This window comes from Nitratireductor aquibiodomus (assembly GCF_900105565.1).
In the GTDB taxonomy this organism is placed as follows: Bacteria; Pseudomonadota; Alphaproteobacteria; order Rhizobiales; family Rhizobiaceae; genus Nitratireductor; species Nitratireductor aquibiodomus.
This window is the reverse complement of sequence record NZ_FNSL01000001.1, coordinates 3,168,500-3,192,000: the sequence shown is the minus strand read 5'-3', so window position 1 is coordinate 3,192,000 and position 23,501 is coordinate 3,168,500. Positions and strand designations below refer to the sequence as shown.

The 23,501-nt window shown below is 62.4% G+C and carries 13 protein-coding genes; 6 read left to right on the top strand and 7 right to left on the bottom strand.

Going from position 1 to position 23,501, the window contains the following annotated elements:
• Nucleotides 1-217: 217 nt before the first annotated feature.
• Nucleotides 218-1,441 carry a GGDEF domain-containing protein gene (locus tag BLW55_RS15140; protein WP_244509093.1) on the top strand — a complete coding sequence of 408 codons (1,224 nt, stop codon included), beginning with the start codon at nt 218-220 and terminating at the stop codon, nt 1,439-1,441.
• A gap of 16 nt (nt 1,442-1,457) precedes the next feature.
• Here BLW55_RS15140 and BLW55_RS15135 read toward each other — a convergent pair whose 3' ends face one another.
• The gene (locus BLW55_RS15135; RefSeq protein ID WP_090329346.1) at nt 1,458-2,369 is read right to left on the bottom strand and encodes a LysR family transcriptional regulator; all 912 of its coding nucleotides are present in this window, start codon (nt 2,367-2,369) and stop codon (nt 1,458-1,460) included.
• A gap of 108 nt (nt 2,370-2,477) precedes the next feature.
• On the opposite strand from BLW55_RS15135, the gene BLW55_RS15130 reads away from it, so the two are divergent.
• From BLW55_RS15130 to BLW55_RS15110, 5 genes are all read left to right on the top strand, one after another.
• The gene (locus BLW55_RS15130) at nt 2,478-2,984 is read left to right on the top strand and encodes a TRAP transporter small permease (protein WP_025029583.1); all 507 of its coding nucleotides are present in this window, start codon (nt 2,478-2,480) and stop codon (nt 2,982-2,984) included.
• Between the two features lie 15 nt (nt 2,985-2,999).
• The gene (locus BLW55_RS15125; RefSeq protein ID WP_065816495.1) at nt 3,000-4,277 is read left to right on the top strand and encodes a TRAP transporter large permease; all 1,278 of its coding nucleotides are present in this window, start codon (nt 3,000-3,002) and stop codon (nt 4,275-4,277) included.
• 30 nt (nt 4,278-4,307) lie between these two features.
• Nucleotides 4,308-5,138, top strand: coding sequence for a creatininase family protein (locus tag BLW55_RS15120; RefSeq protein ID WP_090329345.1), 831 nt, complete (start codon nt 4,308-4,310; stop codon nt 5,136-5,138).
• Nucleotides 5,135-6,085, top strand: coding sequence for a TRAP transporter substrate-binding protein (locus BLW55_RS15115; protein ID WP_090329344.1), 951 nt, complete (start codon nt 5,135-5,137; stop codon nt 6,083-6,085). Before BLW55_RS15120 ends, BLW55_RS15115 begins: the two co-directional genes overlap by 4 nt.
• Before the next feature lie 83 nt (nt 6,086-6,168).
• Complete coding sequence (locus tag BLW55_RS15110) at nt 6,169-7,359, top strand: M20 metallopeptidase family protein (RefSeq protein ID WP_090329343.1); 1,191 nt, start codon at nt 6,169-6,171, stop codon at nt 7,357-7,359.
• Nucleotides 7,360-7,439: 80 nt separating this feature from the next.
• On the opposite strand, the gene BLW55_RS15105 is transcribed toward BLW55_RS15110, so the two are convergent.
• The 6 genes from BLW55_RS15105 to BLW55_RS15080 all read right to left on the bottom strand — a co-directional run bounded on the left by BLW55_RS15105 (nt 7,440) and on the right by BLW55_RS15080 (nt 23,408).
• Nucleotides 7,440-8,228: an FAD binding domain-containing protein gene (locus BLW55_RS15105; protein ID WP_090329342.1), complete on the bottom strand. Its 789-nt coding sequence runs from the start codon at nt 8,226-8,228 to the stop codon at nt 7,440-7,442.
• Between the two features lie 11 nt (nt 8,229-8,239).
• Nucleotides 8,240-10,603 carry a xanthine dehydrogenase family protein molybdopterin-binding subunit gene (locus BLW55_RS15100; RefSeq protein ID WP_090329341.1) on the bottom strand — a complete coding sequence of 788 codons (2,364 nt, stop codon included), beginning with the start codon at nt 10,601-10,603 and terminating at the stop codon, nt 8,240-8,242.
• A 13-nt stretch (nt 10,604-10,616) separates the two neighbouring features.
• Nucleotides 10,617-11,096: a (2Fe-2S)-binding protein gene (locus tag BLW55_RS15095; RefSeq protein ID WP_007006851.1), complete on the bottom strand. Its 480-nt coding sequence runs from the start codon at nt 11,094-11,096 to the stop codon at nt 10,617-10,619.
• 389 nt (nt 11,097-11,485) lie between these two features.
• Nucleotides 11,486-12,658, bottom strand: coding sequence for an ABC transporter substrate-binding protein (locus BLW55_RS15090; RefSeq protein WP_244509092.1), 1,173 nt, complete (start codon nt 12,656-12,658; stop codon nt 11,486-11,488).
• Between the two features lie 21 nt (nt 12,659-12,679).
• On the bottom strand, nt 12,680-13,036 hold the full coding sequence (locus BLW55_RS15085; protein ID WP_007006849.1) for a hypothetical protein: 357 nt from the start codon (nt 13,034-13,036) through the stop codon (nt 12,680-12,682).
• Nucleotides 13,037-13,253: 217 nt separating this feature from the next.
• Entirely contained in the window at nt 13,254-23,408 is a 10,155-nt protein-coding gene (locus BLW55_RS15080) for a beta strand repeat-containing protein (RefSeq protein ID WP_090329340.1), read from the bottom strand.
• Nucleotides 23,409-23,501 lie beyond the last annotated feature (93 nt).

Here is a 23,501-nt window from a genome sequence, read left to right as displayed (position 1 = left end):
ACTCTGCCGGCCCCCTTAACCCACAAGTTCCTATCGGCCAATGGCCTCAAAACGGGGCCGGTTGGTGCAGCCGGCTCAAACAGTTTTGACAACTACACTGGATTGCGTCGCCGGCGACCCTTCAACCTTTGTTATGAATCTGACATTAGGGAAGGCATGAAGGGACTTTGAGCGACGCGCCCATGGCGAGACGCTTCGTAGCATGCTGGATACCCCAATGGAGAATAGCCCTGCGATCAGCATGACCGGCTTGATCGGTCCAACGATCATGCTCGTCTTTGCAATCGGATTCATATGGGTGTGGTTGGTGGACAGGCGTCACAGGCATTCCGCCACTCTTGCCGGTGCCTGCGCCCTTTTTGGTCTCGGGATGCTTTCCCAGGTCCTGCAATGGCCCTCAGGCGTCGGTCCGAACGCGCTCTTCTCCGGCTTTCTCTATACGCTCGCCGTGGTGCTGGCGAGCGAGGGGATGCTACGACGCGCCGGCAAACGGCTGGGCCTCGTGGCCAGCGTGCTCCTGCTGGGCGCGATCATGGCGCTGTTATGGTATTTCGCCTATATCCAGCCCAATCTTCTGATGCGCATTTACGTGCAGAATTTCAGCTATGGTGCCATTCTCTTCATCGTCGCATTGCGCATCCTGCCGGCCCGCAATGCCGGCAGGGCTGATCACATTCTCTTTTGGGTGCTGCTTGCCTTCGCCCTGCACTTCTTTCCCAGAACTCTGATGACCGCAGGGCGCTCACTGCCGATGCTGAGCGTAGCGCCCGGGAACTCGCTTTTCTGGCAGACACTGCAGCTTTCGCTCTCCGTCATGGGCGCGGCACTCGCACTGACCGTTCTCGCCACCATCCTGACGGACGTGATGGATGAGCTGCGGCACGAGCGGGACCGTGACGGGCTGACGGGCGTGCTGAACCGGCGGGGATTTGAAGAACAGGCGCAACGCCATGTGAAATCACGGCGCAGAGCTCCGCTTTCTCTCATCGTCTGCGATCTGGATCACTTCAAGCAGATCAATGACACCCATGGCCACCATGTCGGCGACGCCGCCCTGAGAGCCTTCGGCGACATGCTGCAGAAATGCGCGCGCTCCAGCGACATTGTCGGCCGGATTGGCGGTGAGGAATTTGCCCTGCTCCTGCCGCACACGGATCTTGAGGGCGCGCGCGACCTGGCCGAGCGTCTGCGCAGCGGCCTTTCCTCTACCACGCTCTCGATCAATCAGAAGAGTGTTCATCTTTCGGCGAGTTTCGGCATCGTTCACAAGAGCGCCGACGACGATCTTGCAACGCTTCTCAGGCGGGCCGACGACCATCTCTACGGTGCGAAGCAGGCGGGCCGCGATCGTGTACTGTCCGACCCCGTGGCAGGTTCATACCAGGGCAGTACGGAACCCCTTCAATCCGACCCGTCCGAGAGCCCTGCATCGAGCGCCTGAAATTCAGACGCGGGTTTCAGTGGCCGGTTTCGCCGACGGCAGCCAGCGTGCATTTCACGAAATCGCGCACAAACGGGTTCATGCTGTCTTCGCGCCAGGCGACAACCAGCGAGACGGCCTTGGGCAGCTTCGGGAGCTCGCGGTAAACCACATTCTCCATCGGCGTCATGACAACCCAGGCCGGGACGATGCCGACACCGATGCCGGCTGACGCCATGGCGACGACCGTCATGGTGTGGCTGACCTCCTGCACCACTTTGGGGACGAAGCCTGCCTTGCGGCAATGCTGCAGCACCACATCCTGATAGCTCACGCCGACGATGGAGGAATAGGTGATGAAGTTTTCATCGCGCAGATCCTCGACTTCGAGGTTCTCGCGGGAGGCAAGGTGGGATTCTGCCGGGAGCACGGCGACGAACCCCTCCCGGTAAATCTCCCGGTAGGCAATGCCCGAGGCCGTGCGCGGCGGACGCACGAATGCCACGTCGATCTTGCGGTCCTTCAAAAGCGCAAGCTGCTCTTCCGTAGTGTGGATCTGCATGTCGATCAGGACCGAAGGGTTGCGCCGGCTGAACTCGCGCATGGCTTTCGACATGAAATTGTAGAGGCCGACATAGACGGCGGCAATGCGCAGGCGGCCGGAGGAGAGACCGCCGGCCGCCTGGGTCTCTCGAATGCCCTCCTCGAGCGACACCAGCACCTGCTGCGCCTTCTCGAAGAGAACGCGGCCAGCGGGCGTGAGTGTCACGCTGCGGGTGGTGCGGTCGAACAGGCGAACGCCAAGCCGCTGCTCCAGCTGGCGTATCTGCTGGCTGAGGGGCGCCTGCGAAACGCCCAGCATCTCCGCCGCCCGGCCGAAATGCAGCTCCTGCGCGACCCGCATGAAGTAACGCAAATGGCGGAATTCTATGGCGCCGAGTGACTGCATCGCTGCCTCTTATTAATATCTGAAAGAGAAAAATAGCCTTCATAAATATATTGGACAACCAATATCGGCACATGCTTCCGTAAATGAAACTGGACCGGGAGGGTCTTCGTGAACGACCAGAAACCAATTGATCTCGCACGACCGCTGCGGATCGCTGTTGGCCTCATGCTCATCGTCGTGGTGGGTGTGACGCTGCTGCAGATCATCCTGCGTTACTTCTTCAACGCACCGCTCGTCTGGAGCGAGGAACTGGCAAAACTGCTCATCGTCTGGATCGCCTTTATCGGCGCGGCCGCTGTCTGCTGGGATGGCCGCCATCTGAACGTCGATGTCTTCTTTCTGATGCTGCCGCCCAGGGCGCGCAACCTGCTGCGCTATGTCAATGCGCTCATCTCCGTCGGCTTTCTCGCCATTCTCGGCTGGACCAGCGTGAAGCTGGTGATCCTGGAGAACATGCAGGATCTCTCCGCCCTTCCGCTGCCTGCGGGTGTCGTGCGGCTGGCGGCAACGGTGGGCGCTGTCCTGATGATCGCGGGGATCGTCGGGCGCATCGTCTATGTCCGTCCGATGCACCGCCAGACAGACCCGGCCTATGGCCATGAAGACCCTATGTGATCCGCGGACAATATAATGCTGACCATTTCGATTATCGGACTGCTTCTGGTCCTTCTGTTCATGGGGCTGCCGCTGGTCTTCGCCATCGGTGCATCCTCCATGGTCTACTTCTTCTTTGCCGACATCAATCTGGCGCTCCTGACCCAGCGCATGACGGCCTCGATCAACTCCTTTCTCATTCTGGCCATTCCGTTCTTCTTCCTGGCCGGCGAGTTGATGAATGCGTGCAAACTGACCGACCGCATCATCGCGCTGGCGAAGGCTCTGGTCGGGCACATCCATGGCGGTCTGGCGCAGGTCAACATCTTTGCCAGCCTGATCTTCTCCGGCATGTCGGGCTCGCCCACAGCCGACACGACCGCGCTCGGCTCCGTGCTCATTCCGGCCATGAAGAAAGAAGGGTATCCGGCCCCCTTCTCCGCCGCCGTGACCGTCGCCTCCTCCATGGTGGGGCCAATGATCCCGCCGAGTGTTGCGCTCGTGATCTATGGCACGCTGGCGAACGTCTCGATCGGCCGTCTGCTTCTGGCGGGTATTTTGCCGGGTTTCGTGATCATCGGCACGCAGATGCTGTTCACATATTTTTATGCGCGCAAACGTGACTTCCCGCGCTACGAGCGGGCGACGCTGCCGGAGCTTGCGACTGCGATCAAGGGCGGCGGGCCGGCCATTCTCTTCCCGGTCATCATTGTGGCGGGCATTCTGTTCGGTATCTTTTCCCCCACCGAGGCGGCGGCTGTCGCGGTGCTTTACGGCCTTCTGCTCAGCCTTTTTTACCGCAATGTGAAAGGGGCCGACATCTGGGGTGCCATTCAGAACACGGCGCTCGGCACGGCACGCATTCTATCCATCATCGCAGTGGCTTCGGCCTTTTCGTGGATCATGGTGCGCGAGCAGGTGCCGCTGGCCATCGCCGATGGCATCTCCACCATCTCGGAGAACCCGGTGATCGCGCTCTTCGTGATCGTTGCCATGCTTCTCGGCGTCGGGCTTCTCATGGTCGCGTCCTCTGCCGAGATCGTTCTGACGCCGATCCTCGTTCCGGTGATCCTGCAATTCGGCATCGACCCGGTGCATTTCGGCGTGCTGATGGTGTTCAGCCTGATCATCGGCGGCGCAACACCGCCTGTGGGTGTGCTGATGTTCATCGCGCAGGACATCGCCAAGATATCGCACGGCCAGATGGTGAAGGCGATGCTGCCCTTCTACATCCCGCTTTTCACCGCGGTCGTACTGCTGGTCCTGTTCCCGCAGATCAGCCTTTTCCTTCCCAACCTCGTGTTCGGAAACTGAGCGTTCAATGACTTTGGAGTCCATGCATCAATGAGTACCGCGAAGAAGCACCTTCTGGAGGACATGACCTTTCTGGAATTCCAGGAGCGGATGGGCGAGGATCCGGTGATCCTCATCCCCCTTGGCTCACAGGAAATCCAGGGGCCGATGGTGCCGATGGGCGACTTCATGCTGACCCGTGAAATCGCCAGCCGCGTGGCGGAGAAAAGCGGGGCCATTGCGGCACCCACCATGCCTTTTGGTTATGCGGAATATTTCCGCTCGGTACCGGGTGGCATCGCGCTTTCGGCCGATGCGTTCCGCGCCACGCTGCGCGACATGCTCGACAATTTTCTCGACCACGGGCTCACGAAGCTTGTGATCGTCAACGGCCACAGCGGCAATGCCCCGTTGATCGACCAGGTCATACGCGCGGTCCGGCGCGACCATGACGTGCTGGTTCCCTGCATCAATCTATGGCGTTCGATTCCCGATGCCCTCTGGCAAGAGGTCCATGGCGAGTTCGGCAAGAAGGCGTTTGCGCATGGCGGCGACCCGATCACTTCGGTCTATCTGCACCTTTTCCCGGATCTCACCCGCATGGATGCCGTGGAGATCGATACCCAGTTCGGCAAGATGATCGACCTGCCCACTGCCGGGCTTGCCGCGGTGCGCTTTCAGGGCACGGAGATCGGCCTGCCGGTCAATGTGGACGATCACTGCTCCAACGGCATTGCCGGGGGTGATGCGTCCCGCTCGTCGGCTGATAAGGGCGAACGCTTCGTCGATCACCTCGTGACGTTCTGCTCCGACTTTGTGGAGCACATGCGGTCCGTTTCTTCATCCACAAAAGCGAAATCAAAAGGGGAGTATGCAGCATGAAGATGAAAGCACTCGCACTCAGCGCCGTTCTTCTGGCGACGGCCAGCGCACAGGCGGACGAAATCCGCTATGCGCTCTGGGCCCAGCCGGGCGAGGCACAGTATGAAGGCGCCCAGGAGTTCAAGCGCGTGGTGGAGGAGAACTCCGATCACACGGTGACGATTTTCCCGGGCGATCAGTTGGGCACCCCGCGTGAGGTTTATGCGCAGATGGCGCTCGGCTCGACGCAGATGCTGGCAAGCGGCGACCCCGGCCTCAAGGAAATCGAATATCTCGCCCTGCCCTATCTGATGAACGGCATCGACAACTACAAGAAGGTGCTCGATACGGATTTCGGCAAGGAATGGAACGAGCGGCTCACCGCTGAGCGTCAGGTGCGGATGCTCGGTTTCATGCCACGCAGCCCGCGCCAGATCAGCGCCAATGTGGTCATCAATTCCATGGACGACCTTAGCGGCCTGAAGCTGCGCGCACCGGAACGCGACTACTATGTGGAATCGCTGCGCGCGCTGGGCGCCAACCCCACACCGATGGCCTTCGCTGAGGTTTACACCGCCTTGCAGACCGGCATTGTCGACGGGCAGGAAAACCCGGTTGAGACCATCTACGCGCAGAAATTCTATGAAGTGCAGAAGGGCGTGGCGATGGTCGATTACATCAACAAGCCCGCTTATGTCGTCATCAGCGATCAGTTCTGGCAGGGCCTTTCGGAGGAAGATCAGGCGCTTCTCCAGAAGGCCAACGACGCCTCGACCGCAAAGGTTGACGAGCTGATGCCGGACCAGACCAAGAAATACATCGCCGAGATGGAAGCGGCCGGCGTGACGGTCACCCATCCCGACAAGACGCCGTTCATGGAAGCCACGCAGTCCGTGCGTGACGACCTTGGCAAGGGTGTCTGGGGCGAAGACGTCTATAAGCAGATCGTCGAAATCGGCAAGGAATAGCCGATCCCCTGACGACAACTGCCGGCGTGGTCCTGACAGGCTGCGCCGGCCATTTTTTACTTATCGAGGACTGCTGCCCAGCCATGAGTGAAGAGCAAAACCTGCGCGCGCGCATTGAAGAGATCACCGCCGAGATCACACCGCGCCTGATCGAAATCCGCCGGCAGCTCCATGCCAATCCGGAACTCGGCTTTGAGGAATACGAGACCTCGGCGCTGGTGATGCGGGAGCTGACACGTCTCGGAGTCGATCATCGCTCCGGTATCGGAAAAACCGGTGTCGCAGCCACCATCGGACAGGGCAACGGCAAAACCATCGGTATTCGTGGCGACATGGACGCGCTGCCGATCGAGGAAACCGGTTCGCCGGAGTACAAATCGCGCAACCCGGGCAAGATGCATGCCTGTGGGCACGATGCGCACACGGCCATTGCGCTTGGTGTGAGCGAAGTGCTGGCACGCCTTGCAGATGCGTTGCCGGGCCGGGCGCTGATGGTGTTTCAGCCGGCGGAGGAAGGACTGGGCGGCGCGCGCGCCATGCTGGAGGACGGTCTGTTCGAGTGGGTCGAACCCGACATCATGCTCGGCTACCACAACTGGCCGCTGATCGACGGCGGCACGATCGGCTATCATCCGAAAACGGCCTTCGCTTCCACCGATCCGTTCGACATCACGATCACCGGCCAGTCAGGCCATGGGGCGCATCCGCATCTGGCGGTCGACCCGATCGTCGCTGCCGGCAACCTCGTTTCCTCGCTCCAGACGATCGTTGCCCGCGAGATCGCCCCGCTGGAAGCGGCGGTGGTGACCGTCGGCTCGATAAAGGGTGGATCGGCACGCAACCAGATCCCCGACAGTGTGACGCTTGAAGGCACGACGCGCAGCCAGAACCCCGCCGTGCGCGAGGCGGTAAAGGCCGCCATTGAACGCGTCTGCGCAGGCATCGCGCTGACCCATCGGGTGACCTGCGAACCGACCTTCCTGACCGGCGTTCCGCCTGTGGTGAACGATCCGGACATTCTGCATCCCGTGCTTGAGACCGCGCGCGGCATGATTGGCGACGAAAAGGTGATCGAACTGCCGCAGGGCTCCATGGGCAGCGAGGATTACGCGGAGTTTTCGACCCGTGTGCCGAGCGCGCATCTGAGGATCGGTTCGCGTCTCAAGGACCGAAAGACGATGCTCCATCGTAGCGATTTCGACCTGGACGAGGCGTGTATTCCAACGGCGGTGAAGGCCATAGCGGCAGCGGCCATCGACCTGATGAAGCGCTGAACCGGCCTCGGACAATCTCTGTTATCCCACGACAAAGCCCGGGCAGGTTGCGCCCGGGCTTTGCTGCTTCCGCTTCCTGTTTAGCCGATCGCGCGTTTGGCCATCGCCCGGATCAGATTGGCGCGATAGGCAGCATCGCAATGGATGTCTGACATGAGCCCGTCAGCCGAGATTTTCACCCCGTCCACCGCAGCGGCTGACCAGTCCTTCGACAGGGCCTGTTCGAGCCCCTCATGACGGAACACGCCATCCGATCCGGCTCCCGTGACTGCAACGCGCACGGCGCCACCAGCTTTGGCCACGAAGACCCCGGTCATGGCATAGCGCGAGGCTGGATTGGGGAATTTTGCGTAGCCGCAGGCCTCCGGTGCCTCGAAGCTGACGGCGGTGATGATCTCACCCTCATCAAGCCCGGTCGAGAACAGCCCGGTGAAGAACTCATCCGCGGCAATCTCGCGCCGGTTTGTGTGGATCGTGGCTGCGAGCGCCAGAAGACCCGCCGGATAGTCTGCCGCGGGGTCGTTGTTGGCTATGGAGCCGCCGATGGTTCCCTGATGGCGAACGGCCGGGTCACCGATGCCGCCGGCCAGCTTGACGATGGCGGGGCAGACCTTTGCGAGTTCGGCGTTTTCGGCGACCGCCGCATGGGTGGTCATGGCACCGATGGTGACCTTGCGCCCCGAGACTTTCACGCCCACAAGATCGGCAATACCGCGCAGGTCGATAAGGTCCGAAGGCGCCGCAAGCCGGTGCTTCATCGTGGGAAGCAGGGTCTGGCCGCCGGCAAGCAACTGCCCATCGGAGGCGGCAGAGAATTTCGCAGCCGCATCGTCGACGCTTGCGGCACGGTGATAGGTTACATCATACATGGTGGGCCTCCCTATTCTGCCGCGATCTTTGCCGAAGCGGCCTGCAATGCGGCCCAGACGCGCGGCGGCGTGGCCGGCATCTGGAGATCATTGTTGCCGATTGCATCGGTGATGGCGTTGATGACCGCCGGCGGTGTGCCGATGGCGCCCGCCTCGCCGCAGCCCTTCATGCCGAGCGGGTTTGACGGGCTCTTGGTGGAATGGTGGTGAATGGCGAAACTCGGCACATTGTCGGCGCGCGGCATGGTGTAATCCATGTAGCTGGCCGACAGGAGCTGGCCGTCTTCGTCATAGACCACGTTTTCAAGCATGGCCTGACCGACACCCTGGGCGATGCCGCCATGCACCTGGCCCTCCACGATCATCGGGTTGATGATGGTACCGAAATCATCCGAGGCGACGAACTGGACGATCTTCGTCTCACCCGTTTCGGGGTCCACCTCCACTTCGCAGACATAGGTGCCTGCGGGGAAGGTGAAATTGGTGGGATCGTAGAACGCCCCCTCCTTCAGCCCCGGTTCCATGCCGGCAGGCAGATTGTGGGCGGTGTAAGCGGCAAGACCAACCTCGTGCCAGGCCATGGACCGGTCGGTGCCGGCCACCTTCACCTCGCCGTTCTCCACGACGAGATCGTCCTCGGAGACTTCAAGCACATGGGCGGCGATCTTCTTGACCTTGGCCTCGACCTTGTCGAGCGCCTTGACGATGGCCGAGAGACCGACCGGGCCGGAGCGCGAACCATAGGTGCCCATGCCAAATTGCACCTTGTCGGTGTCGCCATGCACGATCTGAATGTTGTCGATGGGCAGTCCGAAACGCTCCGCCACCACCTGGGCGAAGGTGGTTTCATGCCCCTGTCCGTGGCTGTGGCTGCCGGTCAGGACCTCGATTGTGCCGACGGGATTGACCCGCACCTCGGCACTCTCCCAAAGGCCGACACCAGCGCCTAGCGAACCGACCGCCGCCGAGGGCGCGATGCCGCAGGCCTCGATATAGGAGGCAAGCCCGATGCCGCGCAGCTTTCCGCGTTTGGCCGCTTCCGCGCGCCGGGCGGGGAAGCCCTTGTAATCAGCCGCCTCCAGCGCCTGATCGAGATTGCCGGCAAAGTCGCCTGCATCATAGGTCATGATGACGGGCGTCTCATGCGGGAACTGGCGGATGAAATTCGCGCGGCGCAGTTCTGCCGGGTCGACTCCCAGTTCGCGCGCGGCCGTTTCCATGATGCGTTCGACAAGGAAGCAGGCTTCGGGGCGGCCTGCGCCGCGATAGGCATCCACCGGCGCGGTGTTAGTGTAGACCGTGCGCACATTGCAATAGATGTTGGCGATGTCGTACTGGCCCGAAAGAAGAGTCGCATAGAGATAGGTCGGCACCGCCGAAGAAAAGAGCGACATATAGGCGCCGAGATTGGCGATGGTGTCGACCTTCAGACCAACGATGCGGTTCTGCGCATCGAAGCCGATCTTCGCTATGGATACATGATCGCGGCCATGCGCATCTGTAAGGAACGCCTCGGACCGGCTGGATGTCCATTTGACCGAACGTCTGGTCTTCATGGACGCCCAGAGGCAGGCGATCTCCTCCGGGTAGATGTAGATTTTGGAGCCGAATCCGCCGCCCACGTCGGGGGCGATGACACGCAGCTTGTGCTCTGGCGCGACCTGATAAAAGGCGGAGAGCACCAGCCTCGCCACGTGTGGGTTCTGGCTGGTGGTGTAGAGCGTATAGTGATCTTCCGCCTCGTCATAGGTGGCGATTGCCGAACGCGGCTCCATCGGATTTGGCGACAGGCGGTTGTTGAGGATCTTCATCTCGGTGACATGGGCGGCACCGGCAAGCGCCTTGTCGACGGCGGCCTCTTCGCCCAGCCCCCAGTCGAAGATGAGGTTTCCGGGCGCATTGTCATGAACCTGCGGTGCACCGTCTTTCAGCGCATCGACCGCATGCACGACGGCCGGGAGTTCTTCATAATCGACTTCCACGGCTTCGGCAGCAGCGCGTGCCTGGGCCTGCGTCTCGGCCACGACGAGAACGACCGCATCACCCACATAGCGCACCTTGTCGGTGGCGAGTGCGGACCAGGCGCCCATGTTCATGGGATTGCCGTCCTTCGAGTTGACAGCCCAGCCGCAGATGAGGTTTCCGATACCGTCATCGGTCAGTTGCTTGCCGTTGAGGACGGCAATCACACCGTCCATCTTCTCCGCTTCGGCGGTGTCGATGGATTTGACCTTTGCGTGGGCATGCGGACTGCGCACGAAGGCAGCATAGGACTGCCGTTCATTGCGAATGTCGTCGGTGTACCGGCCCTTGCCGGTAATGAAGCGCTTGTCTTCCTTACGAAGGACGCGGGCGCCGATGCCTTGTTCGCTCATCTCATGTCCTCCCTCAGCTCGCAGCCATCTTCGCCGCGCCATCCTGAATGGCTCGGACGATGTTGTGATAGCCGGTGCAGCGGCAGATATTGCCTTCCAGCTCGTGGCGGATTGCCTCTTCCGTCAGTTCCTTGCCGGCTGCCCTGTAGCGGGCCACCATGTCAGTCGCCGACATGATCATGCCCGGCGTGCAGAAGCCGCATTGCAGGCCATGGTTTTCCTTGAACGCCGCCTGCATGGGATGGAGTTCGCCATTGGCCAGCCCCTCAATCGTCGTGACTTCCGCGCCTTCGGCGGAGGCGGCGAGCATGGTGCAGCTCTTTACCGCACGCCCGTTGACATGAACGACACAGGCCCCGCACTGGCTGGTGTCGCAGCCCACATGCGTGCCGGTGAGGCGTAGATGCTCGCGCAGGAAATCCACCAAAAGCGTATTGTCCGGCACAGAGGCGCGCGCCGCCCTGCCGTTCACCGTCATCGAGATTTCGGTCATGTATTCCTCCCTTGCCTCGGGCTCGTTGCCGCGAATGCGGAACAGCGTCCTAGGTTGCGATGTGCCCTGCTCCTTCAAATGGATCAGCGAAGCTGCAGGACAATCCGGTCGTAGGTCGGCGCGATGGACACCGCGTCAACGCGAAAAGGCCTGATAAAGCCGGTAAGCCGGAGCTGCGCGCACGCCGGGCGAAGCGCCGCGTACACGCATCAAGCGCGACGACAATGCGGACAATGAGAACAGAAACCGCCAAGCCACGCCTCCCGCGCAAGCCTGCGACCGCGCCAGACAGCCGAAAGCCTTATCCAGTTCACTCCCGGAAATCATTTAAGCGGCGTTTTTGGCGAAAGCCAAGGCCTATTCAGGTATAGGCGAAGAAGAAACCAAGATCAGAAACCTTCGGGAGCCGGATCCTGCAATTTGAAAGCATTGCCTTCCACCCGGTAGATGGAGCAATTCCGCTCGACCGCACCGGAGCTGGTGAATCGAAACGAGCCAAGAACGCCACGAAAGCCGGATCGCGCGGTTAGCGTTCCAGCCGTCAGCCCGGCAGCGCCCCTGGCCCGTGCAATGCCGATAGCGAGGGCTGCCGCATCGAACCCATAGGCAGCGTCTTTCGTCATTGCCCGACCATACTTTGTCCGGAAGCTCTGGGTGACGTCTCCCACAGCGAACTGGTCGACACGGCACATCAGCACCCCCGCGACGGCAGGACCGGGAGATATCTCGGGTGTTGAAAGAACCAGCGCATTGCCCGGCAGCGCCCCGGTGGCCCGTAGCCCGGCCAATGTGGCGCCGGGTGCCTTCAAACCCGGCGCAAGAACGACAGCCTCGGCGGCCGGAAGCTGTGCAGCCTTGCCTGCCAGCTCATCGGTGGAGTTTGCCGCAACGGGCAGGTTTGCGATGATGTTGCCACCCTTCGCCTTGATGCCGGCGCGCAGCCGATCGAGCGTGGCACCGTCCGCATCGGCTGCGTGTACGATCACGATGTTCCGGCGCCCGGCTCCGATCGCGTAAGCGGCGGCTTCGATGCTGCCGTCCACTTCATCCGACAGGAAGGCGAAGACGCCCGGCCTGCGCGGCACGGCATTCGAAACCAGCGCCATGACGGGCGGGTTCGCGCCACCGGCCGGCAGGGCACTCAGGAGCCCAGCCTGCGAGGGGCCGATAACGATCTTCGCGCCGTGCTCGACAAGCGTATCGACCGCCCTCTTCGTGTCGGCAGCGTCGGAGCGGGCGTTGTAGATGGCAAGTGTGACCTGATCACCCCCCAGCTGCTCTGCAGCCAGTTTCGCGCCGTCACGATAATCGCGCTCCGAGGCGCGGGCCGAACCGGCAAGGTTCGCCACCATGCCGACTGTCACCGGACCGGAGCCAACCGTTTCGAGCCCCGCGGCGGAAGGAGCAACGCTGGCGTCCTCCACTTTCAGCGTGTCGTCCACACCCGAAGACTGGCAGGCTGCGAGGGCGAGCACGGCACACAGGGCCAGCGACCGCCCCAGCCTCACGGAAAAGCGGAATTTTCCATGACACTCAGGTCGCGTGTCGAATGCGAGGTTCATCAAGGCGCCGGATCAACGGGATCAATACATGTAGCGAACCATGCGGGCATGGAAGCACTCGCATTTGTTCAGATAGTCCTCGTCGCGGTATTCGGATTGCAGATAGCCATAAGCCTTGCCACAGGCGACCTTGGCTTCGGATGCCCACACGAAAGCCGGCCGGCCCGAATTGATCCATTGCGGGCTGTCGGCAACGGCCACGGCCTCATCCATCAGGCGGATGACCTCACCGGTGAGCGAAGCATTGCTCTCAATCGAAAGGAGCCTGGCATTCTGCGCCACCGGGCAATACCCTCCCGTTGAGAGATCGGCGGACTGCACCGGTCCGGCCAGAACGGCCCCGACAATGACTGCAAAACCCAAAGTCAGCTTTTTCATAGGTCCCCCTCGGCGCTCTTCGCCCATGGTGTATTCCCTGGATCGCTTCGGCGTCTCGAGGACTTGATAAGCGATCAAACTGCCTGTTTTCCGCATTTATGCGGACGTCAGGTAAATTCACCTGACTGCAAGAATGCACTAGCCGGAAAATTACACGGTTCCTGCCAGCTTATCAAACCTGCGGCCGCCAACAAGCGGCTGCATCGCCCCATCCTGTTCAGACCGTGCCCGAATTGTCACTGCCGTCATCCTCGTAGAGGATCTTGATGGTGGAAGGTGTCTGCGGCACGTCGAACGTGGCGACTGTCACCCAGTCCTCAGATCCGGCCGTTCCATCGGCATCCACCTGCAACTGCGTGGAATTACCGGGGTTGAGCCTGACATAGTCGGCGACATTGTCCCCCGGACCAATTGAAACGAGCTCTGTCAGGTCTACGACATCTTCCGATCCAAAACCGATGATCGCGTCCGGATCGAGCCCGGCAAGCGCCGACTGATCGAGCACCACCGTGTCCTCGGCATTGTCGATGTCGGTCAGATCGTAGGTGTTCTGCCCCTCACCGCCGATTAGCAGGTCCGCACCTTCGCCGCCGATGAGAAGATCGTCACCGTCACCACCGATAAGGGCGTCGTCGCCCCCCATGCCGAGCAGCGTCGAGCCGCTGTCATTGCCGACAAGAACCTCATCCGCACTGGTTCCGGTGATGACGCTGCCCGATACCCCCGTGACCGTTACATGGCCATCAACCGAGGCCTCTCCCGTTGAGGCGGTATAATCGAACCCGCCGCTGGAGAAGGCCGGGGTCGGGTCGTATTCAACACTGACGTTATCGAAGTAGACATCGGCATACTCATTGCCTTGCTCCTTCGACGTCATCAACCCGCCGAGAGAGAGTGTGTGTTCACCGGCAGAAAGGGTCAGCGTGGTCGAGAAGGTTTGCCAGCCCGTCGACTGATGGTCGGAGTTGCTCGAACTCGAACCGATCAATTCATCAATCACCCCGCCCGCTCCAAACGCGTTCCCATCGACGTCGGCGAGCACCCAGACATCGTCCGTATTGTCAGACTGTCCCGATAGGAAGGCGTAGTAATCGAAGGTGATGGTCACGGTGGTCGTGCTGGCAAGATTGAATGAGCGCGTGAATGCGCCGTTCATGTTCTCGCGGTTAGTACCGTTGTTCCCACCAAGATAAAGAGCCAGCGCACCATCGTTGGCTATGCCGCCCGTCTCTCTTTGACCAGACGCGTCACTCCCAGTCGTCTGGTAGTATCGATCCGAATAATGATTGTCCTCATATGTGAATCCGCCCAGCCCGGCGCTGAAATCTTCATCAACAAACGAAGCCGGTGTATTCGAGGGTGTGAAGACCACGTCATCCGGCAAACTCACGCTTCCATCCTGCGCATTGTCGACCGCCGCAACATGGAGCGGCGCGCCTTTGCCGTCATCGTTGTGGAGCAACGCCTGGGTCGGAATGCTGATCGCGGAATAGTCGGTGATGTTCGTCAAGACGAGATCATCAACAATTTCAGGCGGCGGCAAGACATTCACCGTCAACTGGGTGGTCGACGTGTCACCATCATTGTCGATGATGACATAGTCGAACGTCTCGGTTCCAGCCGTCGTTCCCGAGTTCGCCTGGTAATCCCAGGCACCCGTATTGAAATCGAGTTCGAGCACCCCGCCCAGCGGCGTGTCGACCTCCAGACCGCTGCCAGCCTGAACCGGTTCACCACCATCGTTCGTGATCTGATCGGCATCCGGATCATAGGTGTAGGTCACGCCATCGACCTTGACGGAGAGGATACGCCCACCATCAGCGCCGAAGCCGTCATCGTCCCCGCCGCCGGCAGCATTGTCGTCCCCCAGCAGGACATTGCCGGAAACGTTCACCTGATTGGCCAGGTCGAGAAGCGCTTCGACAAGATCGTCGAAATTGGAGACCGAGACGACCGTATTGTCACCGTCGGCCTCATCGACATCCTGCAACTGCTCGACATCGATATTGTTGCCGATACCGACCGTCTGAACCGTCACATCATTGTCCTGAACAAAGTTGTTCCAGGCGGTCTGCGTGCTGCCAAGCAGAGAATGCCCGCCGGCACCGATCTGCTCATTCGGATTGCCATCGCTGAGGAAGAAGACCTGATTGTTGTAATCGGCCAGTGGCGTATAGGTCGCCATCGTTTCCTCAATGGCCGCAGTGAAGTCAGTGCCTCCATTGTAGGGCCGCGACCCGCCTTCAGCAGGATTCCAGGCGTCAATCTGCGCAGCAAAAGACGCGTAATCCGTGAAGGGTCCCGGGGCAGACAAAGCGCTCGATGAAAAGGCGACCAGTTCGATCTGCACGTCACCCGTTGTGCCGCTGAAGAACGCCTGCCCGGCGGCCTTCACGGCATCGAGCATCTGATCGAGTTCACTGTTGCTCACGCTGCCGCTGAAATCGAGCACGAAAGCGATGTTGAAGCTCTCGGTTCCGAGGGTCAGACTGGCCGTGTCAGGCTTCGCCGTCGGTCCGTCGTCATCGAACCGGATCGAAAGCGCACTGGCGCTTGTCGCCGTGGCCGTGTCGCCATCGGCATCCGTCACCGTCTGGACAACGGAAATGGCCGCAGCACCACCAAGGAAGAGCGCATCGTCATGTGCCGCACCCGGGCCGCCATCGACAGTGTGTTCCAGCGTCTCGTGCTGCGTGACCGTGACCGCGCCCGTCGCGCCATTGATGGAAACCGTGAAGGCGGGCGTCCCGACGCCCCCCCCGGCGCGACCTTCATAGACGGTGTCGGAAACCTTCACGAGAATGATCTCGTTCGCCGCACCCGACTGGCCTGTCAGCCAAAGGCCGGTCGCCGCACCGTCGGTCGCGGAGAACGAATAGGCCACTGAGCCGGCGCCATCTGCCCCGAAATCCGGGGTGGCGAACAGGCCCTGGATGTCGCCGGCCTGAATCTGACCGGGGTTGATCCCGTCCGTGCCAGAGCCGCTGCCATCGGATTCATCGAGCACAACCGATGCTGTCTCGCCGGCTGCAGCCTCGGCCTTCGGCACATCGTCGATGATGTCGATGGAGATCGTCCCGGTCGTGGTGTTGCCGAATGCATCGGTGGCAACATAGGTGAAGCTTTCGGCTCCGCTGATGGTCTGAACCCCGTCATCCGCCGTCGCGTTCAGATAGTTGGAACTCAGCGTGTAGGTATAGGTGCCGTCGCTGTTGACCTGGATCGAACCATAGGTGCCTGCCGTCACCGCATTGCCGCCGGTCTGCAGGGCGTAGGTGTAAGGCCCGGTGCCACCGGTCGCCGAGGCCGTACCGCCAGAGGTCTCGTCCGTGGAGCCCGGCAGCGAACCCGTCACCGTTCCCGGGACAAGATCGTCACCGTCCTTGTTGAGGTCCAGCGCCGCTTCATTCACCGTGACCGTGTAGTCGGGCGTCGCCAGACCACTGTCGTTGACATTGATCGTCAGCGTGGTGGTGGACGGATCGCCGTCGGCATCGGTGATCGTGTAAGTGAAGACGTCCTGAACCGTACCGCTCGCAACAGCGCCCGGCGTGGACTGGTAGCTGTAGGAGCCGTCGGAGGAGATGGTAAGCGTGCCATACTGGCCGTTGACCACGGTGTTGGTGCCCACATTCGTTGCGCTGCCGCCCGCCGTGGTGGCCACGATGGACGTCACCGTCGCGCCATCCGCGCCCTGAATATCGGCGACACCATCCGTCGCGTTCGCGTCCGAGCCGCCGGAGCCTGTCAGGACATTGCCGTCCGCAATGCCACCTTCGATGGCACTGTCCGTGTCGGCCATGGCCTCGGGGATGTCGTCGACGATCTTCACCGACAGGACATCGTTGGCGCTCTGGCCATCCTGATCGGTCAGCACAACCGCAAAGTCCTCGAACAGATCGTTCTCGCCTGCACCCGTGCCATGCGCCTCGTTGTCGACAAGCGTGTAGCTGTAGCTCACAACGCCCGTGCCGGCGTCATAGCCCGTCACATTGAGCGTGTTGCCGAGGCCGGTTGTCACCGAACCCGCCGTGAACACGCCATTGGTGATGAAGCTCTGACCGCCGATCGTCAGCGACGCGATGCCATCGGGCGAGCTGATTGTGAACGTACCCGACTGTGTCGTGCTATCGCTGCCGTCCGAACCGGCCGGCTTGCCGCCGCCGCGACCCGCCGCAAGGTCATCCTCGTCAACCGCCACATCGCCACCATCCGCCTTCGGCGTCAGGTTGCCGATCTCGGGCGGTGCATTGCCGATGTCGATCGTCAGCGTCGTGTGCGTCAGGTCGCCGTCGCCGTCCTTCAGCGTGTAGGTGAACACATCCTGGACGCCACCGGCCGTGCCGGCATCGCGGGTGTAGCTGTAGGAGCCGTCCGCGTTCAGCGTCAGCTTGCCATAGGTGCCCTGGATCACCGTGCCGACCGTGCCCGCATTGTCCAAGTCCGCACCCGTGTCGCCGGCGGCAACGCCAACGACAGAGGCATCGTCCGCACCGACCGTATCGGCACCGCCATCGCCCTCAGCATCCGTGATCACATTGCCCGTCGCCGGGCCGAACTGACCCGCACCGATGCTGTCCGTGTCGGCCATGGCCTCGGGGACGTCGTCGACGACCTTCACCGACAGGACATCGTTGGCGCTCTGGCCGTCCTGATCGGTCAGCACAACCGCAAAGTCCTCGAACAGGTCGTTCTCGCCCGCGCCCGCGCCATGCGTCTCGTTGTCGACAAGCGTGTAGCTGTAGCTCACAACGCCCGTGCCGGCGTCATAGCCCGTCACATTGAGCGTGTTGCCGAGGCCGGTTGTCACCGAACCCGCCGTGAACACGCCATTGGTGATGAAGCTCTGACCGCCGATCGTCAGCGACGCGATGCCATCGGGCGAGCTGATCGTGAACGTGCCCGACTGTGTCGTGCTATCGCTGCCGTCCGAACCGGCCGGCTTGCCGCCGCCGCGACCCGCCGCAAGGTCATCCTCGTCAACCGCCACATCGCCACCATCCGCCTTCGGCGTCAGGTTGCCGATCTCGGGCGGCGCATTGCCGATGTCGATCGTCAGCGTCGTGTGCGTCAGGTCGCCGTCGCCGTCCTTCAGCGTGTAGGTGAACACATCCGACACGCCGCCGGCCGTGCCGGCATCGCGGGTGTAGCTGTAGGAGCCGTCCGCGTTCAGCGTCAGCTTGCCATAGGCGCCCTGGATCACCGTGCCGACCGTGCCCGCATTGTCCAGATCCGCACCCGTGTTCCCGGCGGCAACGCCAACGACAGACGCATCGTCCGCACCGACCGTGTCGGCACCGCCATCGCCTTCCGCATCCGTGATCACATTGCCCGCCGCCGGGCCGAACTGACCCGCACCGATGCTGTCCGTGTCGGCAACCGCAACCGGCGCATCGTCAATAATGGCGATGTCGATCGTGCCCGACTGGCTGTCGCCATCCGCATCCGTCACCGTCACGCCGAACGACACACCGTCCGGATCGGCAAGCGTGTTGTCCGTCAGCGTGTAGCTGTAGCTGATCGAGCCCTGACCCGTGACCGCATTGTAGCTGTAGCCCGTCACCACCAGCGTGCCCGTCGCATCGCTCGACACCGTCTGCGGGAACGGATCGCCAAGGGCAAGCGCCGTGCCGGCAACGCTGACCGACTGGACGCCATCCGGCGCCGTGAACGTCACCGTGCCCGACGTCGCCTCCGACGGGTCGTCATTGTTCGTGCCGTCACCATCCGCGCTCTCGCCCGAACCCGCAGGCTCGGCGCCGCGCTCGGCGAGGCCCTTCTCATGGACGGTCGTGCCGTCATCGCCCGGCTGCGGCGTCGTCACCGTCACACCGCTGTCGCCGATGTCGATCGTCAGCGTCGTGTGCGTCAGGTCGCCGTCGCCGTCCTTCAGCGTGTAGGTGAACACATCCGACACGCCACCTTTGGTCCCGGCATCGCGGGTGTAGCTGTAGGAGCCGTTCGCGTTCAGCGTCAGCTTGCCATAGGCGCCCTGGATCACCGTGCCGACCGTGCCCGCATTGTCCAGATCCGCACCCGTGTTCCCGGCGGCAACGCCAACGACAGACGCATCGTCCGCACCGACCGTGTCGGCACCGCCATCGCCTTCCGCATCCGTGATCACATTGCCCGTCGCCGGGCCGAACTGACCCGCACCGATGCTGTCCGTGTCGGCCATGGCCTCGGGGACGTCATCGACGATCTTAACCGACAGGACATCATTGGCGCTCTGGCCGTCCTGGTCGGTCAGCACAACCGCAAAGTCCTCGAACAGGTCGTTCTCGCCTGCGCCCGCGCCATGCGTCTCGTTGTCGACAAGCGTGTAGCTGTAGCTCACAACGCCCGTGCCTGCGTCATAGCCCGTCACATTGAGCGTGTTGCCGAGGCCGGTTGTCACCGAACCCGCCGTGAACACGCCATTGGTGATGAAGCTCTGACCGCCGATCGTCAGCGACGCGATGCCATCGGGCGAGCTGATCGTGAACGTGCCCGACTGTGTCGTGCTATCGCTGCCGTCCGAACCGGCCGGCTTGCCGCCGCCGCGACCCGCCGCAAGATCATCCTCGTCAACCGCCACATCGCCACCATCCGCCTTCGGCGTCAGGTTGCCGATCTCGGGCGGCGCATTGCCGATGTCGATCGTCAGCGTCGTGTGCGTCAGGTCGCCGTCGCCGTCCTTCAGCGTGTAGGTGAACACATCCGACACGCCGCCGGCCGTGCCGGCATCGCGGGTGTAGCTGTAGGAGCCGTCCGCGTTCAGCGTCAGTTTGCCATAGGCGCCCTGGATCACCGTGCCGACCGTGCCCGCATTGTCCAGATCCGCACCCGTGTTCCCGGCGGCAACGCCAACGACAGACGCATCGTCCGCACCGACCGTGTCGGCACCGCCATCGCCTTCCGCATCCGTGATCACATTGCCCGCAGCCGGGCCGAACTGACCCGCACCGATGCTGTCCGTATCGGCCATGGCCTCGGGGACGTCGTCGACGATCTTCACCGACAGGACATCATTGGCGCTCTGGCCGTCCTGATCGGTCAGCACAACCGCAAAGTCCTCGAACAGGTCGTTCTCGCCCGCGCCCGTGCCATGCGTCTCGTTGTCGACAAGCGTGTAGCTGTAGCTCACAACGCCCGTGCCGGCGTCATAGCCCGTCACATTGAGCGTGTTGCCGAGGCCGGTTGTCACCGAACCCGCCGTGAACACGCCATTGGTGATGAAGCTCTGACCGCCGATCGTCAGCGACGCGATGCCATCGGGCGAGCTGACCGTGAACGTGCCCGACTGCGTCGTGCTATCGCTGCCGTCCGAACCGGCCGGCTTGCCGCCGCCGCGGCCCGCCGCAAGGTCATCCTCGTCAACCGCCACATCGCCACCATCCGCCTTCGGCGTCAGGTTGCCGATCTCGGGCGGCGCATTGCCGATGTCGATCGTCAGCGTCGTGTGCGTCAGGTCGCCGTCGCCGTCCTTCAGCGTGTAGGTGAACACATCCGACACGCCGCCGGCCGTGCCGGCATCGCGGGTGTAGCTGTAGGAGCCGTCCGCGTTCAGCGTCAGTTTGCCATAGGCGCCCTGGATCACCGTGCCGACCGTGCCCGCATTGTCCAGGTCCGCACCCGTGTTCCCGGCGGCAACGCCAACGACAGACGCATCGTCCGCACCGACCGTGTCGGCACCGCCATCGCCTTCCGCATCCGTGATCACATTGCCCGCAGCCGGGCCGAACTGACCCGCACCGATGCTGTCCGTATCGGCCATGGCCTCGGGGACGTCGTCGACGGTCTTCACCGACAGGACATCATTGGCGCTCTGGCCGTCCTGATCGGTCAGCACAACCGCAAAGTCCTCGAACAGGTCGTTCTCGCCCGCGCCCGTGCCATGCGTCTCGTTGTCGACAAGCGTGTAGCTGTAGCTCACAACGCCCGTGCCGGCGTCATAGCCCGTCACATTGAGCGTGTTGCCGAGGCCGGTTGTCACCGAACCCGCCGTGAACACGCCATTGGTGATGAAGCTCTGACCGCCGATCGTCAGCGACGCGATGCCATCGGGCGAGCTGACCGTGAACGTGCCCGACTGTGTCGTGCTATCGCTGCCGTCCGAACCGGCCGGCTTGCCGCCGCCGCGACCCGCCGCAAGGTCATCCTCGTCAACCGCCACATCGCCACCATCCGCCTTCGGCGTCAGGTTGCCGATCTCGGGCGGCGCATTGCCGATGTCGATCGTCAGCGTCGTGTGCGTCAGGTCGCCGTCGCCGTCCTTCAGCGTGTAGGTGAACACATCCGACACGCCGCCGGCCGTGCCGGCATCGCGGGTGTAGCTGTAGGAGCCGTCCGCGTTCAGCGTCAGTTTGCCATAGGCGCCCTGGATCACCGTGCCGACCGTGCCCGCATTGTCCAGATCCGCACCCGTGTTCCCGGCGGCAACGCCAACGACAGACGCATCGTCCGCACCGACCGTGTCGGCACCGCCATCGCCTTCCGCATCCGTGATCACATTGCCCGCCGCCGGGCCGAACTGACCCGCACCGATGCTGTCCGTGTCGGCAACCGCAACCGGCGCATCGTCAATAATGGCGATGTCGATCGTGCCCGACTGGCTGTCGCCATCCGCATCCGTCACCGTCACGCCGAACGACACACCGTCCGGATCGGCAAGCGTGTTGTCCGTCAGCGTGTAGCTGTAGCTGATCGAGCCCTGACCCGTGACCGCATTGTAGCTGTAGCCCGTCACCACCAGCGTGCCCGTCGCGTCGCTCGACACCGTCTGCGGGAACGGATCGCCAAGGGCAAGCGCCGTGCCGGCAACGCTGACCGACTGGACGCCATCCGGCGCCGTGAACGTCACCGTGCCCGACGTCGCCTCCGACGGGTCGTCATTGTCCGTGCCGTCACCATCCGCGCTCTCGCCCGAACCCGCAGGCTCGGCACCACGCTCGGGAAGGCCCCGCTCGAAAACGATGGTGCCATCTTCCTCGACACCCGGCGTGCGGATCTCGACCGACGCGTCGCCGATGTCGATCGTCAGCGTCGCCGTGTCGGTGTCCCCGTCGCCATCCTTCAGCGTGTAGGTGAACACATCCTGGACGCCACCCGCCGTGCCGGGATTGCGCGCATAACTGTATGAGCCATCCGCGGAGATCGTCAGAACGCCGTAGAGACCCTCAACCACCGTATCGGTTCCGACAGCACTTGCCGGCCCTTCGGCCGTGGTCGCGATGACCGAGGACACCGATGCGCCATCAGCACCGGGTGTATCAGCGCCATTGTCGCCATTGGCCTCGGCATCGGTGATCAGATTGCCCGCTACGGGGCCGAACGCGCCCGCAGCGATGGTGTCCGTATCGTCGACCGCGATCGGGCCATCATCGGTGATGGTAATTGTCAGATTGTCGGTCGCGGTGTCACCATTGCCATCAGTCACGACGAATTTGAAGACGTCCCTGACGACGTCGTCGCCGCCTGTCTTCCCCGGCCCATCGTGGTCGGTCGTGTTTTGGGACAGCACGTATTCAAAGCGGTATGTACCGTCGCCGTTCGGCGTGACAAACAGCGTCCCATAGGTACCATCGACACGACCGCCACCGGTCACGTCCACGCTCAGACCATCGACGTTCGTAACGACCAGCGATGCAAGACCGTCATTGCCGGGATCGACGAGGATGTTGCCTGCGGTCGCCGTGGTGCCTCCGCCAGAGCCGGATGCGAGTGCGCTTTCATTCACTTCGCCAGGAGGCGTGCCGATGCTGACTATGCTGAGCTCGGGGATATCGTTCTCCCGATCTTCGCGCAGCGCTGGAAAAAGTTCGCGCCGCTCCAGCGCACCGAACTGCAGGGCCGTGGGCGGAAGGAGATCGATTACCGGGCCGGCATCGCCGATACCGGCATTGGGCGTGGTGAAATTGCCGCCGCCGCTCTGCGACGTGGCAGAGACGACCGTCAGTGCGCCATCGGGGCCGGCGGCAACATCGATGCCATTGGCCTGCAGGGCCGCTGTCAGCGCGAGCTCGGGAATCTCCACGTCACCGATCAGGAAGGTGGGAATCCTGAGCGCAGCATTGAGGATGGTGATGCTCGAACCATCGGGCTGAACCAGAATCAGGTTGTCGCCATCGAGTTTGATCTCATCGATGGAAACGCCTTCGGGAAGGCGGACAATGTTGTCCGCGTCCGGTGTTACCGTTTCGGGAACGTCCGGAGCAGCGGACGTTTCGATGGGCTGGCCAGCGGCAGGATCGACCGGGACCGGCTCGCCCGCGCTGTCATTCTGCGCGACCTGAAGTGCGGCCTGCTCGAGTTGATTGAGCCGATCGTCGGCAGATTGCTCGGTAGCGATCTTGCGATCGTCGGTGGTGTTCGTGCGATCTTGGCTGGCCATGATAACCCCCGGAAACAGAATTCCCGGGAAGCGAGCCACGCAAGTTTAGTCGGCGCAATACGATGTATAGTTCATTGATATATGGGGGTATTG